Source organism: Methanoplanus limicola DSM 2279, from assembly GCF_000243255.1.
Classification (GTDB): Archaea; Halobacteriota; Methanomicrobia; order Methanomicrobiales; family Methanomicrobiaceae; genus Methanoplanus; species Methanoplanus limicola.
Window position 1 is genome coordinate 2,438,200 of record NZ_CM001436.1, and the last position, 16,808, is coordinate 2,455,007.

20 protein-coding genes and 1 pseudogene are annotated in these 16,808 nt (G+C 40.9%); 13 read left to right on the forward strand and 8 right to left on the reverse strand.

The genetic code is table 11. The features are described 5' to 3' along the window. The first annotated feature begins 167 nt into the window (after positions 1–167). Positions 168–1,178, forward strand: a complete 1,011-nt coding sequence (locus METLIM_RS11505; RefSeq protein WP_004078623.1) for a hypothetical protein — start codon at positions 168–170, stop codon at positions 1,176–1,178. Positions 1,179–1,499: 321 nt separating this feature from the next. Here the strand turns inward: METLIM_RS11505 and METLIM_RS16975 are convergent, their stop codons facing one another. Further along, complete coding sequence (locus METLIM_RS16975; protein WP_004078624.1) at positions 1,500–1,676, reverse strand: hypothetical protein; 177 nt, start codon at positions 1,674–1,676, stop codon at positions 1,500–1,502. 141 nt (positions 1,677–1,817) lie between these two features. Beyond that, a pseudogene (locus METLIM_RS11510) lies at positions 1,818–2,114 on the reverse strand (LysE family transporter); the annotation flags it as partial. A gap of 92 nt (positions 2,115–2,206) precedes the next feature. Here METLIM_RS11510 and METLIM_RS11515 point away from each other — a divergent pair. Both METLIM_RS11515 and METLIM_RS11520 read left to right on the forward strand, forming a co-directional pair. Continuing rightward, positions 2,207–2,413, forward strand: coding sequence for an antitoxin VapB family protein (locus METLIM_RS11515; RefSeq protein ID WP_004078625.1), 207 nt, complete (start codon positions 2,207–2,209; stop codon positions 2,411–2,413). Then, a complete protein-coding gene (locus METLIM_RS11520) occupies positions 2,410–2,820 on the forward strand; it encodes a type II toxin-antitoxin system VapC family toxin (RefSeq protein ID WP_004078626.1) in 411 nt (136 codons plus the stop codon). The genes METLIM_RS11515 and METLIM_RS11520 overlap by 4 nt, the downstream gene beginning before the upstream one ends. Positions 2,821–2,849: 29 nt before the next feature. On the opposite strand, the gene METLIM_RS11525 is transcribed toward METLIM_RS11520, so the two are convergent. Beyond that, a complete protein-coding gene (locus METLIM_RS11525) occupies positions 2,850–3,473 on the reverse strand; it encodes a LysE family transporter (protein WP_004078627.1) in 624 nt (207 codons plus the stop codon). 358 nt (positions 3,474–3,831) lie between these two features. Here METLIM_RS11525 and METLIM_RS17590 point away from each other — a divergent pair, with 358 nt between their 5' ends. Together METLIM_RS17590 and METLIM_RS17595 are read left to right on the forward strand one after the other, a co-directional pair. Then, complete coding sequence (locus tag METLIM_RS17590) at positions 3,832–4,749, forward strand: IS4 family transposase (RefSeq protein ID WP_048145960.1); 918 nt, start codon at positions 3,832–3,834, stop codon at positions 4,747–4,749. 86 nt (positions 4,750–4,835) lie between these two features. Continuing rightward, positions 4,836–5,177, forward strand: coding sequence for a hypothetical protein (locus METLIM_RS17595; RefSeq protein ID WP_342633019.1), 342 nt, complete (start codon positions 4,836–4,838; stop codon positions 5,175–5,177). Positions 5,178–5,414: 237 nt separating this feature from the next. Here the strand turns inward: METLIM_RS17595 and METLIM_RS11540 are convergent, their stop codons facing one another. The 5 genes from METLIM_RS11540 to METLIM_RS17440 form a co-directional block, all read right to left on the reverse strand. Then, positions 5,415–5,786, reverse strand: coding sequence for a type II toxin-antitoxin system VapC family toxin (locus tag METLIM_RS11540; RefSeq protein ID WP_004078629.1), 372 nt, complete (start codon positions 5,784–5,786; stop codon positions 5,415–5,417). Then, the gene (locus tag METLIM_RS11545) at positions 5,783–6,013 is read right to left on the reverse strand and encodes an antitoxin VapB family protein (protein WP_004078630.1); all 231 of its coding nucleotides are present in this window, start codon (positions 6,011–6,013) and stop codon (positions 5,783–5,785) included. Before METLIM_RS11545 ends, METLIM_RS11540 begins: the two co-directional genes overlap by 4 nt. Before the next feature lie 36 nt (positions 6,014–6,049). Continuing rightward, entirely contained in the window at positions 6,050–6,259 is a 210-nt protein-coding gene (locus METLIM_RS11550) for a hypothetical protein (protein WP_048145963.1), read from the reverse strand. Between the two features lie 91 nt (positions 6,260–6,350). After that, on the reverse strand, positions 6,351–7,070 hold the full coding sequence (locus METLIM_RS15775) for a hypothetical protein (RefSeq protein WP_004078632.1): 720 nt from the start codon (positions 7,068–7,070) through the stop codon (positions 6,351–6,353). A gap of 194 nt (positions 7,071–7,264) precedes the next feature. Further along, positions 7,265–7,597 (reverse strand): hypothetical protein, encoded by a 333-nt coding sequence (locus tag METLIM_RS17440; RefSeq protein ID WP_245543530.1) that lies wholly within the window; start codon positions 7,595–7,597, stop codon positions 7,265–7,267. Positions 7,598–8,057: 460 nt separating this feature from the next. Between METLIM_RS17440 and METLIM_RS11565 the strand changes: the two genes are divergently transcribed. The 8 genes from METLIM_RS11565 to METLIM_RS17075 all read left to right on the forward strand — a co-directional run bounded on the left by METLIM_RS11565 (position 8,058) and on the right by METLIM_RS17075 (position 16,631). Then, positions 8,058–8,561: a hypothetical protein gene (locus METLIM_RS11565; RefSeq protein WP_004078635.1), complete on the forward strand. Its 504-nt coding sequence runs from the start codon at positions 8,058–8,060 to the stop codon at positions 8,559–8,561. 787 nt (positions 8,562–9,348) lie between these two features. Continuing rightward, the gene (locus METLIM_RS11570; RefSeq protein ID WP_004078636.1) at positions 9,349–10,128 is read left to right on the forward strand and encodes a hypothetical protein; all 780 of its coding nucleotides are present in this window, start codon (positions 9,349–9,351) and stop codon (positions 10,126–10,128) included. 8 nt (positions 10,129–10,136) lie between these two features. Continuing rightward, positions 10,137–11,849: a type II/IV secretion system ATPase subunit gene (locus METLIM_RS11575; protein WP_004078637.1), complete on the forward strand. Its 1,713-nt coding sequence runs from the start codon at positions 10,137–10,139 to the stop codon at positions 11,847–11,849. Continuing rightward, the gene (locus METLIM_RS11580) at positions 11,809–13,638 is read left to right on the forward strand and encodes a type II secretion system F family protein (RefSeq protein WP_245543531.1); all 1,830 of its coding nucleotides are present in this window, start codon (positions 11,809–11,811) and stop codon (positions 13,636–13,638) included. The genes METLIM_RS11575 and METLIM_RS11580 overlap by 41 nt, the downstream gene beginning before the upstream one ends. A 17-nt stretch (positions 13,639–13,655) precedes the next feature. Continuing rightward, entirely contained in the window at positions 13,656–14,072 is a 417-nt protein-coding gene (locus METLIM_RS11585; protein WP_245543532.1) for a type IV pilin N-terminal domain-containing protein, read from the forward strand. Further along, positions 14,069–15,016, forward strand: coding sequence for a hypothetical protein (locus METLIM_RS11590; RefSeq protein WP_004078640.1), 948 nt, complete (start codon positions 14,069–14,071; stop codon positions 15,014–15,016). Before METLIM_RS11585 ends, METLIM_RS11590 begins: the two co-directional genes overlap by 4 nt. 335 nt (positions 15,017–15,351) lie before the next feature. Next, positions 15,352–16,056, forward strand: a complete 705-nt coding sequence (locus METLIM_RS11595) for a type IV pilin N-terminal domain-containing protein (RefSeq protein ID WP_004078641.1) — start codon at positions 15,352–15,354, stop codon at positions 16,054–16,056. A gap of 2 nt (positions 16,057–16,058) precedes the next feature. Further along, positions 16,059–16,631 (forward strand): type IV pilin N-terminal domain-containing protein, encoded by a 573-nt coding sequence (locus METLIM_RS17075; protein ID WP_004078642.1) that lies wholly within the window; start codon positions 16,059–16,061, stop codon positions 16,629–16,631. Positions 16,632–16,808: the final 177 nt, after the last annotated feature.

Sequence of the window (16,808 nt, forward strand, 5' to 3'; positions counted from 1 at the left end):
TTTAAGCTGTGATCCTGAAGATTCGGCACAGTCGGATTTTTCAGTGATACATAAATATGAAACGATTCTTCCGGTTTAAATCAATTTGAAAGGGAACTGGTCATTATGAATGGTCAGCCACCAATGGATTTTCAGACAGTGCCGTGACCGCCAAAGGGAATTATATTATGACTGTTCCACCCCCAGTAATTACTATGATACTTAAAGAGCGGGTTACTTTCAGAACCAGAGAGCAGGCGGATGAATTTGCAGACTGGCTGAAGGATGAAGGATGCAAATCCAGAGTAAGTGAAGTTTTCAGTTCCTCATTAGAAGTTCTTGCAAAAGGGACATTTGACACCATTGATAACTGGTGTGAGTATATGTCCGGGCAGGACGAAGAGAAAAAAGAGATCTATCAGTTAATAAAAGAAAATAACCAGAATTATATTGATGTCATAACAATGATCATCGAAAATAGAAATACTTACGGCCTGCTATATACTCATGATGATCTGAAAGCCTCAAGATCAAGTGTATTGGCCAGATATTATGGCCTGCCTGATATTGAAGGAAACATTCGGATTCCACAATACTCATCCGACATATTTAAACAGGAGATATTTCGGGAATTCGAACTCACTGTAATCCATGCTATCATCGAAGATGAGGGTTATGTAAAAGAGAATGAGGAGGGTTATATTCTTGCAACAGATAAAAAACCCGGTGATATGATAACAAAGACCGGAGTTAATATGATTGCGGATAAACCAATCCCCAAATACCCGGGAATTGAGATTATACCAGGGTTCCTTCCCGAAATGCAGTATGAAGTTTCTTTCTCAATGCCGGTATATCTAAATGTAGATCCACAGATGCTTGGGGATGTCCTTTTAGAACTGGGAATTTCCCCCGATGACATCAGACAATATCTGAATAATTACACCATTAAAAGAAATATTCTCACACTACTGCTAAAGCTGGTAGAGAAGTCCGGATCAGTCAGAAATGAAGAGCTAAAAGATACATTTGAAAATTTCTGGGAGACTCAGACTGAAGAAGACGGGTTAAAATCAAAGATAAATATAAGTGCAGTACTCCTGGATAAATTTACTGCTGAACTCAAACGTGCAGGACTTATATCCACAAAAAACAACAGAATGGTGCCGGCTTCAGAGAAGAGCAGCAGAAGAAGATAATAAACAGCAGTCTTTCCGATCAACAGATCTGATGGCCATACATATTATTAATAGCTCTATGTACGGTACTGGTTAAAGCCGGAAATATTCCATCATCCATTTCCATACAGGAATTATCATTATTTTCCTGTTCTCATCCGGAATTATCTCTTCTTCTGTATCCATTGTTAAAATAAGACCTGTTTTTCTGTTCATTAAGAAAAAGATCAATTACATCTGAAAAACTCAGATCAGGTTTTTACCTTTTTTAGATAATCATAAAATGAAGTCAGATATGATTACGATTTTCATATATCTCCGGTAAACACCGGGGATACCCGGTCAGTACCGTACATAATAACAGGCTCCCCACTCTTTTCTCTCGCCGGGTTTCATCTCTTTCAGGATCTTTTCGGCATGCTCCTCACAGACAACCTGTTTGCAGCAGCCAAGGATCTGAATCCCTATTGCATCCTTACCACAAAATTCGCATCTGGACTCATTTTCCGGAATTGTCATTGAAAAATATTTAGAACCGGAATTATTTAATTATTTTTCCATGAACGGGTGCACCCTGCCTGTACACTCCACCTTTGCTCAGAGCAAAAGGGTAGATCAATGTTAAATTATCGCGATTCTGAAGGCATCAACAATATAAAATCACATATTCATCCCGGAGAAGAGGAAATACAACCCAAATCCAATCAGAAAAACTCCGCAGGCAGTCATCAGAATCCGGTATTCCCTCTGTTTAAGTAAGAACCGGCCCCTGTGAACTCCGGTGGATACAAGGGTAAACCAGCCCAAATCCGCTGCCCAGTGTCCGGCAATAAACGCCAGAAATACAATAACCCCTCCGGAAACTGCTGTCAGCAGAAGTGCACTTCCGACTGTAAACCACCATATCCAGAAGTAAGGGTTTGATACCGAGGTCACAATTCCGGCAGTGACCGGATTTTTTGCATTTTTTGGGCTGCCTGAGAATGTAACAGATCTCTGTTATTCATAATCACAAAACTTTTTTATGCTAATGTGTGTATACTGTCATTATGACTACAGTAACAGTAAACCTTTCAGAAGAAGCTTTTGAGAGATTAAATAAATGGAAAAAGACAGAAGAAGAAAGCCTTTCAAATGTGATACTGAGAGTTCTCCCAAAAAACAGGACTGCTGAAGAGATTGATGAAATATTAAGAGAATCAGAAATATTTCTGACAGATGAAGAAGCCGATAAAATGTTAAAGGACATTGAATGATAATCTTTGACACCACTTTTCTGGTTGACCTGATGAGAAGCTACAATAATTCCGGTTACAAAAGAGCCATCTCTTATCTAAGAGAAGTTACAGACAGTGATGAAACATTTGCAACAACTTTTGCAAATGTTTTTGAGCTATACAAGGGTGCACATAAAAGTGATAATCCTCACAGGTCAATAGAAAAGATAGATTATATTTTAAAATTAATTCCAGTTCTTGAATTTAACAGAGATTATTATGATTCATATGGTAAGATCTCTGCTGCTCTTGAAAAAAAAGGCACTCCGATTGGCAAATTCGATGAGCTGATAGCAGCCATAGCAATATATCATAATGCAGGAGTTGTCACCAATAATACCCGTGATTTTTCAAGGGTTCCGGGTATTGAAGTAATCAACCATTAAAATAATCCGGAACTATAACTTTTTTGAAATCACAGATTCATTCCGGAAATCAGGAAATATATTCCAAAACCAATCAGAAAAATCCCGCAGGCTGTAAGCAGAATCCGGTATTCCCTTTGCTTAAGTAAGAACCGTCCCCTGTGAACTCCGGTGGATACAAGGGTAAACCAGCCCAGATCCGCTGCCCAGTGCCCGATAATAAACGCCAGAAATACAATAACCCCTCCGGAAACTGCTGTCAGCAGAAGTGCACTTCCGACTGTAAACCACCATATCCAGAAGTAAGGGTTTGAAGCAGAGGTTACAATTCCGGCAGTGACCGGATTTTTGGCCGTTTCAGAACTGCCTGAGAGGTTAACCGATACATTTTTTGAATCCATTACAGTCAGAACACCAAAAACAATCAGGGCAATTCCACCTGTAAGGACAATTAATAAAGAGTACTCGTCCAGAAATACATAAAGGCCGGTGAGGACAAAAACGATCATAAAGATTTCAGCTATTGCATGTCCCAGTGTGACAAGCGGCCCTGCTCTCCACCCGGATTTAAGAGTTGAATTAATAGCTGCAACAAGTGTCGGACCGGGTGCGAGTGCTCCTGTAAGGCCTATTGCAAATCCGACTATAAGCATCTCTGTAATTCCGGGTGCCATAAAATATTACCGTAAAATTTAAAAAAATCTGATTATGAGTTTAAAGCTTCATCCGGTTAATGGTGATCTTTTTTTCATAAAAATCAAAAAACTATGGACCTGAATATATGCCATAAATCAGGCAATCAGACAAAATATTCTGAAATTTAAATTCAGTAAATACAGATATTAAGATCTGTAACTTTCCCAATTACCAAAAAATCAGAATCCCGTGTTGCAATATCTCTTCATATAAGTCACTTTTAGCGTGAAGTCATCAATATTTCATTTTTGAGTATTACTCCCCAATAATCCCACACCCCACAACAGATCGGAACCTTTATATACTTTCGCGCGCCGCTTCGCGGAACCTGGAAATATGAATCATCAGCAAAAAGATGATAACAATTCCCTGAGGAATTGGCAGGAGAAATTACTCCCTCCTGAAGTTATTATGGAAAAGGCACGCAGTAATGGATTTATTAAGAGAATGAGGAAATTAGATCCGACATATCTCTTATACGTCCTTATTTTTGGAATCAGTAGTCACTGTAAACCTACACTTGAAGAAATTCATCGTGACTATCAAGACCTGGGTGGGAAATCTGCAGGGACAAAAGAGATTAGATATCAGAGTTTTCACAATCGTTTTGACAGTAATATGGCTCTTTTCTTACGAGCGATGCTGGATCACTATATCAATATAACCTTTGCAGATTCACCTGCAAGATTAAAGGGTCCGGTTGGGATCCTGAAAGATATCTTGATACAGGACAGCAGCATCGTTCGATTGAGCAAAAAACTTGCAGAGGAATTTCCACCGGCAAGATCACGTAGTGAAGCTGCGGGATTGAAAATTCATGCAGTATATAGTGCTGTATCACATTCACTTAAATCATTTGAAATTACTGATGAAAAAACGCATGACTACAAGAAAATCAGGATTGATGGGAACATAAAAGACGTTCTTTTCCTTTTTGATTTAGGCTATTATTCGCATTATGTTTTGGCAAACATCAATGAAAGAGGAGGATTTTTTGTTAGTCGGGTCAAGAATTCAGCCAAACCAAAATTAAAAGAAATTGTATCAGAATCTAAGATTTTTGATAGTATTTTTGAAAAAGGAATGAATTTAGGAGACTTTCTTGAGAAAGTTCCAAAAAGCGATGAAATTGAGCTAATATGCACCTTTACTGGAAGAGATAAAGAAAAACCATGGGGCAAAAAAAGATTAATGCAGATTTCAGAGTCGTCTGTTTCTGGGATGAAAATGACAAGATTTGGCATAATTATGTAACAAACTTACCTGGTGATGCTTACAAAAAGGACGAGATTTATCAGCTATATCGGTATCGATGGATAATTGAGCTGTTATTCAAGGAGATGAAAAGTGACTATGATCTTGGGAAATTTCTTTTAGCCAGGGAACCGCTTGCTCTGATCCATGTCTATTCTATGTTAATAAGGCTTGTTTTGAGCAGAAATCTGTACAAAAAAATGGTAGCATCACTTGATGAAGATGAAAAACCTCGTTATGGTCCATTGTTATGGTCTAAAGTTTTTGCAGAGAAAGCTCACGAGTTCCTGAGTATCATTGATCAGAGTATCTTTGGAAAAGAGAGTGTTGGTGAAAGATGGAAAAAATTGGAAGATTCATTGCGGCGACTTGCATGTAGCCGACATAAAGGATACGACCGAATTTCACTCAAATATGTTGGCTTTTAAAGAGTAGAAGTCAATCCAACAATATTTGAGTCGTTAGCCTTAGCGATAGCTGTATTCAAAAATTCTAAAAATACGTTTAATATGCCATTATTTTACATTTGACATAATACAGCTTAGAAAATGGCTTGAGATAGCAACATTTTACCTCTTATTTCCTAATCTGCGCGAAGTATCTTCTTTTAGAATTTCTAAATCCTGTTAATTTAATCGGAAAATATTACTAATTAATACGTACACTCAAAAATGTATGCAATTTTTCAGTCCAGATCCCTTAAACTGACTTATATGAATATCTCTTATACCCTCTGATATAGCTGTTCCGGCAATTAGTATATCCAAAGCATTTACAGGTTTACCTAAAGCTGCAAGGCTCGCTGAGACAGAACTTGATTCTTCAGCTGCTTCAATAGTATATTCAAGAACAATTACTTCTTTAAAAAAGTCCCTGAAGAATTCTTCTTCCCTTTTAGCTTTTGTTCTCTTTACTCCTGCAAGTATCTCATGGCAGGAAATTGCTGTAACTGCATAACTTCTTCCTTTGATGCAGGAATATGCTTCCGGACTACCACGGAAAAAATCAATAAGACAGGATGTATCCAGTAATATCATATACGAAATTTTGCATTGTGCCGGTTTTCCTCAGTTAATTTCTGGATCTCATCAAGTACCGGACTCCCGGCAAGCACTCCAAAAAACCGATCTGTTCCTGTCTTCTGTTTTTCAAGGAGAATATCAATTGCATCTGAAAAACTCATATCCGGTTTCTTCAGCTTTTTGAGATCATCATAAGTGGAATCAGATATGCTTATGCTTCTCATGTACCTGTTTATGTACATATAATCTGATAAATATTTCTGTGCCGGAAGATTTGGCTATTTCATACAGGCATTACCCCCACCAATAACCCTCAGAAGAATGGCAGCAAAGCTGCCTGCACCGGCCGCGATTCCGGCTGAGATCTGCCTCTCCTTCTCATCCATGCCGGTAGTTTCCGACCGGAAAGTCTCAGGTTTTCTAAGCCTCTTCTCAAAATCTTCATCCTTCCTCTCCATCCGGCGAAGAGCCTCACATATCCACTTCACATCACCTGAAGTCTAATAAAGGACCTCAACTGCTCTTTCGTTAAAATTCCGGTTACCACCTGTACTTCTGCTGTCCGGTCTGAAAAAAAAATTATAAAATAAATCCAAACAGACCTTTATCCGAGAGTTCCTGCCCGGCAGTCGCGTTCAGTCTGGCATTCTCTTCGTTAAGGATTCTTACCTGTTGACTGAGCATTGTCTTTGTATCCTCGCTGCAGTTGCATGACGATATTTCGCCCTCAAGCTGTTCTATCCGTACCCTGTTCTCCTCAACCTGCCGGTTTATAGCTTCAGCGGCCGTTTTATCGCCACCAAATAGGAACCTGACAAGCTGATTTCTGTTCCTGATCTTCTCTTCGGCCATATATGCAGCATTTACAGAATTGTTGAATCCGGATGCTACCTCAGATATCTGACTGCCGATTCCGCCTGATACATTACCATATGCGAGAAGGTTATGAACTGCGGCCCTGACAGTATACTCATTCCTCTCGCGATTTTCAGCTTTCAGAGCCGGGGCGTTCACTGCATTGGACTTCCCGGCGGAATTATTCACCTGTTTACCGGCACCCGGTGCTTCAGAAGGTCTGCTCACATTGCCCGGAGTATCGTATTTTCCGGAGCTGCTTTCCGGATCAAATCCGGTTTCAGACGGTTTTGGTCCTTTGGAATTATCAGAGCCTGTATCATCTGCACCTGCTTTGAACTTCTCCGGACTGCCGCCTTTGCCGTCCGGCTGTGCACATGCAGGACATACCGTGATCATCAGAGCCATAATTAGCGCAATAAATACAAACCACTTCATTTCCATTCTGTTACTGTCTCCTTATTCTGTATAATCAGGGATGACAGTATATATACCTGATCAGAAACAGCATTGAGAGAATTAAACCGCAAAAAAAGGCAGGATATGAGACTTATTCATTTCCGGAAAACAGGATTTCACAAGAAGGGAGTGGGCACCCGTTCCGTTTCAGCCTGAGAAAAAAGGCACTGCCGGCAGAGTCAACCCCCGCCTATAACCTTCAGAAGAACTGCCGCAAGACTGCCTGCACCGGCCCCGATTCCGGCGGAAATCTGCCTATCCTTCTTATCCATCCCGGCATTTTCCGACTTAAAGCTCTCAAGCCTCCGGAGCCTCTTCTCAAAATCCTCATCCCTCCTCTCCATCCGGCGCAGTGCCTCACATATCCACTTGACATCACGTGAAGTTTCATAAAGGGTCTCAGCGGCATTTCCATTAAAATTCCGGTTATCATCTCTGCTTCTGCTCTCCGGAAATCTCTCATTATATCTCATTTCAGTCACAATCCTGCCGGTTCTCATTGATTTACTCATATATTACAGAACAGCCTGTTTAGTATTGTATAGCCGGGGAGTGATATATGCTTAGCTTTACAGCCGGAAATCTCGACGGAAAGCGGCTCCATTACAGAATTCCGGCTGTAAACATAAGACCTGAACACTTTCTCCGGGCCGCACAGGTCTGTGCAGATTACCATGCAAAAAGGCGCCACCCTGAACTTTCACGCCCGGAATTATATAGCTGTTACCTAACACCACACCGGCATATCCAGCGCATTTTCGGAAAATAACCCCAAAGTAAAGCCAGATTTATCAGTGCATAAGTGCCACAATGTATTGTCTGTAAGATGTCCGGACAGATCAGGCACAGACCTGCAAAGGTCTCTGCCGGCACTAAAACCCGGGCTGATTGTAAGCCGGCCTGATCACCGGTTAAATTCAGCGGGCGGGTTTTGGTGCTTTTGCAGGCGATAAAGTCAGGAGAATCAGACAAATGGCAGATTTTATCGAGACAAGCAACACAAAGGCATCGACAAGAGAATTCACAGACAGTATAAATGATCTCACGGTCTTTCAGTCTGTAATAACAAGCCTCATCGCTGACAACCCCTTTGAGTGCACCAGTTATTACCAGTCCGGTGTGGAAACTGACGGCATTGAAAAATCAAAGGAGTATTACAATGCGAAATTCATCTTTGAGGACAATGACGCAAAGACGGTCGGCACATTATCAGTAAAGTGCCCGACAGTTGCAGCATACAACGCTGCCGTGACAGCAGTACTTGCCGACACCGACCTTGCAGCAGCCATCGGAGGCGACTGCATCCACAGCTCTGAAAAGGACACATTCTCATGCACACTTAAGTGCCATGACCCGAATTCAGAGATCTACTACCTCACACTCACAAAGGATAAGGCAAGGCTGACATCATACCAGGACGAAGCCATCAGGACAAAGGTTGAGACATGGGCAGACGGCGTAACCGCCCTTCTGTGATAGGAATATTCCATTTAAGCCGAGGCATACCTCCTATAACCGGATTACTCCGGTTATCATACTTTTTTTCCGGCAGGCTATATTTTAAAATCCTGGGGGAACTGCGGAAACACAATAATGTTAATCCTAAAATATATGTAAAATCATATAGAACAAAAATCTGAATTTACCAATTACTTATTACCGGATTCATTACGCTTTTTAATAATCCCTTCGACAACTTTAACAAAATCTGTTTCAAGCCATTTTTCCGGTCCCTGGTATAATCACCACTTCCGTGGGAGTAACTCTGGATGAATCTTATTTCACCTGCCGGTCCCCACACAGTAAATAAAATATAATAATTATTCATAATTTTAAGATACACCACAATTATATATGCACAACCAGTAATACAAATTTCAAAAAATTTATTAAATAGTTTGACTAAACCATATTAAATGAAGAAGATCAGGATTATTGTTACTTATGCCAATTAGATTTCATACTGATATAAAATATTCCGGTTAAGGTTCCGGGACTATGTTCAGCCGGCATAAAATATTACAACACATATAGATCACATCATATGATCTTTAACAATTATAATTCCGGGCATGACATTCAGGTACAACCTGAATCAATGATTCTAAAGGAAGAACGACAGGAGAGAGCAAAAATTATAGCAAAATCAGGTGAAACTGAATTATGCCTCTCCTTTTCTTAATTTCATTAAATAACATGGTCATTGATAGAAATTGTACCATAAATTTAAGAAAATTAAGGCTGAGATAAAAGAGTTGCTGAAATGAGTTTAAAGGATAATAATTTAGATATTGACAGGATAACAGCCATAATAGCTGTAGCAATCATAGCCACACTGGTTATTTCAATTGTACTCGGTGCTTTTGCATTAATAAAAATAATCTCGCCTGAGAATGACAGTCAGGAGATATATGCCGGAGATATGCCTGTTCAAACCCGGTATTCCGGACAGCAGATAGCAGCAGATGCTAATTCTCCGGATGATAACACCATTAACGCGTACCAGTCATCAAATCCGGTTTCTGAAGGTATGGAGGATACGGCTTTTTTAATTCCTCAGTTCATACCCGATGACCCCTATTATTCCCACACATCAGTAAACAGTTCAAAGCCCCCCGAACCTGAAGCCGGTAATGATGCATTACAGACCCTTTATTCCGGCAGTATCGATATGGTCTATACTCCTCTGAGCCTTCGGGCAAATGTCGGAAAAGGGCCACTAATAGTTGAATATAATACCGAGAGCACACTTGAAGAACTTGATCCCTACAATTCTTTTTTGGAAATTACTGTCTCAGATTACGAAACCGGTGATATTCTGGAAAAAAGCGGATTTGGGAGGCAGTACTCCACCGCTGAAAACCAGACTCTGAAAGTACTGCAGACCGGAGATTTCAGAATTGATCTCTATGGAAACGGAGTAAATGTTGACCTGAATGTAAAATCAGGGATCACATCTCTTGGCTATTCCCAGAAATATCCTGAAGAGCAGTATACCAGTTATAATGAATACGAAGATGATGATTTCTTACCGTGGTGGTGATAACGAACATGTCGGACCTAGTATGCAAAATTAAAAGTAAATCCTCCTTTTTTAAAAAAGGTGATTCTGAAGAGAATGAATGCATGGACAATGCCACTGTGGAGAACAGTTTACCGGAACCGGATACAGAATATGCCGGAAATAAAAACCGGTTTTCACAGAGACTGAAATTATATAACAGATTTACGGGAAAGAAGTCAGATAAATCAGTTTTAGACCCGCTGAACTATTATGAAAATGAGTACCCGGAGATCCCGTCAGGAAATGATGAATCCTTCCTTTGTGATTATGAGGAACTGGAAAGGTACTGGCTAAAACCCCCTTTTTCCTATGCAGTAATAATACGTGATGAAGACAGGAATTTCAGTTACCGGGTATGTGAACCTAAAATATCAAATAAAGAGCAGCTTCTTCTGGAAGAGGCCGATTCAGAGTTAAGATCCGTCCTGATTTATGACACACAGGCAAAGAGGGATGAAATCAGAATTGATCACGACACTGTGCATAAAATCGTAAAAAATTTTGACAGGCAGATTGATGACGACAGGGTGGGTATTATCTGTTATTATCTGGACTGCAATTTTCACGGTTACGGAAAACTCGACGCCCTGATGCATGACGAAAATATCGAGGATATCACATGCAACGGCCCCGGTTCTCCGGTATTCATCTACCACAGGAAATATTCCAACCTTCCCGTAAACCTTTCCTTCGCCGGGGAAGAACTGAATAAATTTGTCCTTAAAGTCGCCCAGAAGGCCGATAAGCAGTTGTCCCTGACAACACCGCTTGTCGATGCCACTCTTCCGGACGGTGCAAGGGCACAGATCACCTACTCTGATGTGGTCTCAACGAAAGGCAGTTCATTTACAATCCGTAAGTTCAAAACCGAGCCGATAACGCCGGTAGATCTCATTGATTACCGGACATACGACCCTGAAATTCTGGCATTTATATGGCTGTGTGTTGAAAGCAGAAAAAGTGCACTGGTTGTAGGCGGAACGGCAAGCGGCAAAACTTCAACAATGAACGCCCTTTCACTGTTTATCCCGCAGTTCTCAAAGATTGTATCGATTGAGGATACAAGAGAGATCCAGATGCCGCATAAAAACTGGCTGGCAATGAAAACAAGGGAGACGGTTACCGAATCACGCAAAGGCAGTGTTGATATGTTCTCTCTATTAAAGACTGCCCTTAGACAGCGGCCTGAGTACATCATTGTCGGTGAAGTCAGGGGTTCGGAAGCACAGACACTTTTCCAGGCTATGAATACAGGACACACTACTTATTCAACCCTGCATGCAGGCGGTGTTGATCAGGCAATAAACCGGCTTACAACAGATCCTATTAATGTGGCAACAGCCATGTTTGAGGCTCTTGACCTGATAATCATTCAGCAGCTTGTGTATATAGGCGGAAGAATGGTGAGGAAGTGTATCTCGTTAAATGAGATTACCATAAACAGGGGTGTTATAGAGCATAATACCCTTTACAGGTGGAGTCCGGCGGATGACAGTTTTCAGAGAATTTTCAGTGAATCCAACATTCTAAAGGAGATTGCATACAGCCACGGATGGTCACAGGATGACCTGGAGCAGGAGATTCAGATGAGAAAAGAGATCCTTGAAAGTCTTCTTTTAAGGAACATTCGTAAATCTGATGAGATTACATCCGAATTTTATGAATATTCCAAGAAGGGCAGATATGAATTTAAGGAATAATTTTCTGATTTCTTCACTTAATACGGAAGATTTTAAGAGGTCACTTCGGGCTTCGCATATACCTGTAAGCAGTGAGAATTATCTCCTGCTGCTTATAGCTGCAAGCCTGCTGATAGCAATAAATTATATCATACTTGTCAATTTTTTTATCCTGTATGATATTGAGATAAATCCTGCCTCACTATTCTCACCACAGGTTGCAGCCTTAATTCTTTTTGTGCTTATAGTAGGTGGATTTTTTATTTTCGGGTATATATACCCGGAACTCGTTGCCAGAGGAAGAAAAACCAGGATTGAACTTGATCTGCCTTATGCTGTAACCTATATGCAGGCACTTTCGACGACTATGACACTTCTCTCCATTTTCAGGAATGTATCTGAAAATGAGGACCTTTACGGAGAGGTATCAAAAGAGTGCGGTATGATTGTCAGGGATGTGGAATATTTTGGTGATGATCTCGCATCAGCCATGAGAACGGTCCAGAATTTCACACCGTCTCCGGGTTTTAGTGATCTATTAAATGACCTGGCAATGGTATTCAGGACCGGCGGAGGTATGACTGAATTCTTTGCTGCAAAGTCCATCCATTACCGTGAGACCGCAGTTCAGGAACTGGATAATACATTAAAGACGATGGAGATAATGGCCGAGATCTATGTTACGGCCTTTGTTGCCGGACCGATTGCCATTATGATTATGATAGTTGCGCAGAACCTGAGCGGACAGGCTACAGTTGATATGCTTGAACCTTTGATGTATATCTGCCTGCCCATAGGTGCAACTGTTATGATATACCTCCTGTATATCCTGATGCCGCCTGACGGACTTAAGGTCAGCACAAAAGGGGTTTTGCAGTCCGAATATACGGACTCGGTTGTTACTGACGAAGATTCGGAACTGGTTGACGAGAAGTTCCTGAAAAACCTGAAATCAAAGAAACAGATGCTCAGGATAAAATCAATAATGAAAAATCCGCTGAAGTTTTATGTCTCGGATTATCAGTATGGTCTTATCCTCGGGCTTCTCTCGGCAGCGGCGGTTGCACTTGCATATATGAACGGAAATGTAGCGGAAATATTTCCGGATTACACATTTGAAATTTTTATATGCCTTTTGATCTCCGCAGTTATGGTCCCGGTTGCACTGGCATATGAACTGAGAAACTGGTACCTGAAACAGTTTGAAGCACAGCTGCCGGGATTTTTAAGGGAACTGTCAGATATGAAGGATATGGGAATGACACTTCAGAGTGCCATCCATATTATTTCGACAAGCAAGATCGGAGTGTTAACTTCGGAGGTAAAGATTGCATCTGAAGAGATTAAGATGGGAAAGACCGTATCTTATGCATTATATAACCTTGAAGAGAGGATAGGGCTTGTATCTGTAAAAAGGGCAATCTCGCTTGTTATGAAGGCAAGTGAAGTCACGGATCATTTACGGGAGATATTAATTATTGCCATTGGTGATCTCGAACACTACCTTAAGATGAAAAAACAGAGATTCGGGGTGTCGTTCATATACGTGGCGATCATTTATCTCTCATACGGAATTTTCCTATATTCATCCTATCAGCTGAATGTATCCTTCATTGATAGTTTTTCAGGGTTTGACATGAACCTGGACATCAGTTCAAATGTCGTAAATATGTTTCATATTTCAATGATTCTCGGACTGTTTTCAGGAATTATGGCAGGTCAGCTCAGTTCAAACAATATAATGGCCGGATTTAAGCACAGTGTCCTCTTTCTGGCCGCTTCGGTTGTTTTGTTTACGGTGATAATTTAAAAGAGGATGTTATGAATATGGACAATAATAACGAAAGCGGTGTTTCGTCTGTTGTGGGCGAAATGCTGATGATAAGCATTGTATTAATTATTGTTGCAATTTTTGCAGCGTCAGCCTCACAGTTTGCACCGCAGGAGAGGGAGCCATCAGCCACCATTATGGTGGGATCGACAGGTGACTCCGGACATAATGTCACTCTCTGGCATAAAGGCGGCGATACTCTTGTAAAGGGAAGTCTTCAGGTCATTTTAACGGGAAACAACAGCAGGCTTGTTCTGTATAATCAGGATTTAGTTGTTAACAATGATTCGGAACTGAGGGCATTTATGCCCGGAGATTACATGGTTGTTGTAACGGATGAAGATGTAAGCGGATGGGACATCCAGGTTGTAAGCTCAAGATCGGTTCTTCTATTCGGGAGGGTTGAGGATTGAAGAATGATGAAGGAATAGCACCGGTAATTGCAATGCTCCTGATTCTTGCTGTGGCCATCACTCTTATGGCTCTCTATTACAGCACATATGTTCCGTCCCTTAAAGAGCAGGCTGAGATAAACCATCTCGGAGAGATAGAAGATGAGTTTCTATCTTTCTCATCCGACATAGAGTCTGCTGTATGGAGAAAGGCAGAAGGAAAATCCAGCAGGAACTTTGAACTGGGAGGAGGTGAGATCTTTCTGTCAGGTCTGAAATCCGGAGGTATTCTAAGGGTGGATTCAGATGATACACTATTTGGCATCGTTAATTCATCCGGAGGGGTGCAGAATTCATCCCTTGTATCTGTATCTTATACACCGCTGAATAATTTCTGGCAGGACCAGGGGTATTCATGGCAGTACGGCTATGTCAACCTCACGACAGAATACGGGGAGAATACTCCGCTGCAGTATACCGATATGTCCAGGGTGGAAGATGATATTAAGAGCAGTTCCGGATTTTTTTCGTCCTTTGTGGATATCGATTACGATACTTCGGTTGAATTCGAAAAGGATCTCCTGGGAAACCTGACAGGCAGAGTGTACCAGAACTGTTCAGGACTGGAATTTACAATTGTAAATATGGTTGAAGGTGACGATGATTACACAAGCGGAAACGGAATGGCAAAACTGACTCTTGAGTCCGAGGTGATATCGTCCAATTTCACTGACAGTTATGCAGAATTCAGAATTTATGATAATATTTCAGGGGCAGATGATCCGGTCTGGCTTAATATTAATTCGGAACTGATGGAGATAGAATCCAAAGGGTTTGACAATATCTGCAATCTGTCATGCTATTCTAATGCCGACGGAGGGGATCTCGGCAAACTGTCAATAGAGCTGGATGAACCTGTGAGAATGGAATATAACATATTCAATATTGCCGTTTCAGTCAACTGACTGAAATATCTATCCTCTATTCAGATTGAATGGTTTAATTCCACCATTTACACCATTATACAAAATTTTAATTTTTAACACGGCGGTGACAGCGCCCAGATTGTAATTAACACTAAAAAAAGTTTAAAATATCACAAATTAACCAATTGTGATGTTCCATTAGTGTTAACCATATTAACTAATTTTAAAAATGATAATACAAAACAATGAATTATTAATACTATTGATCTTAAAATATTATGATAAGTCATAAACATGTTACTAAATCTAAAGTAACACGCGGGCTTTTGCTCTGAGATGATGAAAAATTCACATGTGCATTGAGGAGAATTGTTATGAAAGAGAAAAATAAGGATTTTGAGGAGGCTGTATCACCCGTTGTTGGTGTAATGCTGATGCTTGTTGTAACTATCATTATAGCAGCTGTTGTCAGCGGTTTTGCTACAGGATTAGGTGCAGGAGAGAAAAATGCTCCTCAGATGACCGCTGAGACAAAGATAATTAATACCGGTTACTATTATGGGAGCTACTTCTCACTTGTCGTAACCGGAGTAAGTGAGCCTATTCCAAGCAGTGACCTTAAGATTGTAACTTCATGGAAAGCAAACGGTACTATGAATACTACAAATATCATCCCCGGGGTAGAAAATTTTGAATATTCATCTACTCAACACGGCGTAGCTCCGTGGGCAACAGGTACAGGGATTGAATTTGGGATGAACAATATCAAGAATCCAGAGCAGTGGTTTGGAAACTATTCTATCTCACCCGGAACTTCAATGAGGGCGTACCCGTGCGGAGCGTGGGGTCCCAACGTAGACCCTGCAATATATGGCGGATACGGGCCGGGTCCTGATGCCACATATGTGTACACAGATGGCACCGGCTATACAATCGGTGATTGTATCGATCCTATGCAGGCAGTTTTGGGATATAACTGGAATAATCTGAGAAACGGAGATATCGTCACTGTGAAGATTCTCCACACCCCGTCCGGGAAAGTGATATATGATGACAATGTTGCAGTTCAGGGGGGATGAATATGAAAGAATACGGTTATAAAAATGAAGAGGCAGTATCTCCGGTTGTCGGGGTAATGCTGATGCTTGTTGTAACGATTATCATCGCTGCCGTTGTCAGTGCATATGCCGGAGGAATCGGATCAACACAGCAGATGGCTCCACAGGCTGCAATTGCTGTGGAATACAGTGTTGCAGACGGTATGACAATGTACCACAACGGCGGGGACACCCTCACAGTCGGAGAGTTCAGGATTCTTCTGACACCTTCAAGCAATTACGGCAGTATAGAATCACAGTCCTATGTAACTGAGATAAGCCCTCTGCTTATCACTGACGGAGAAGGTAATGAATGGTATGATTACAAAGGTGGAAGAGAAATAGGTAGATTTGCTCCGGGGGATATTGCACTTATCAGTACGGAAAACTGCTATACCCATGAGCTTACTCCAAATATGGTATATATTGACCGTAAAGGCTCCACTACAAATAGTGGTATTAACCAGACAAAATGTATAGGATCTACCTTCTTCCTTGACTTTGTCACAAAGGAAGGGCAGAAGATTGCCAGGGTTGAAGTACCTATAGAACCCTGAAAATATCATTTTTGGGATGTAAATCCCTTTACAACTTTCAAATTCATTCAGAGATACTTATCCGGACACATTTGTTTAAACAGGCCCTCTCTATTTTAGCCAGATTCATTCATTCCTGTAGTGAATGAAAGCCTATCTGAAGTATATTCTTCTTCTGTTCATCTTCAGGTGGAAGAA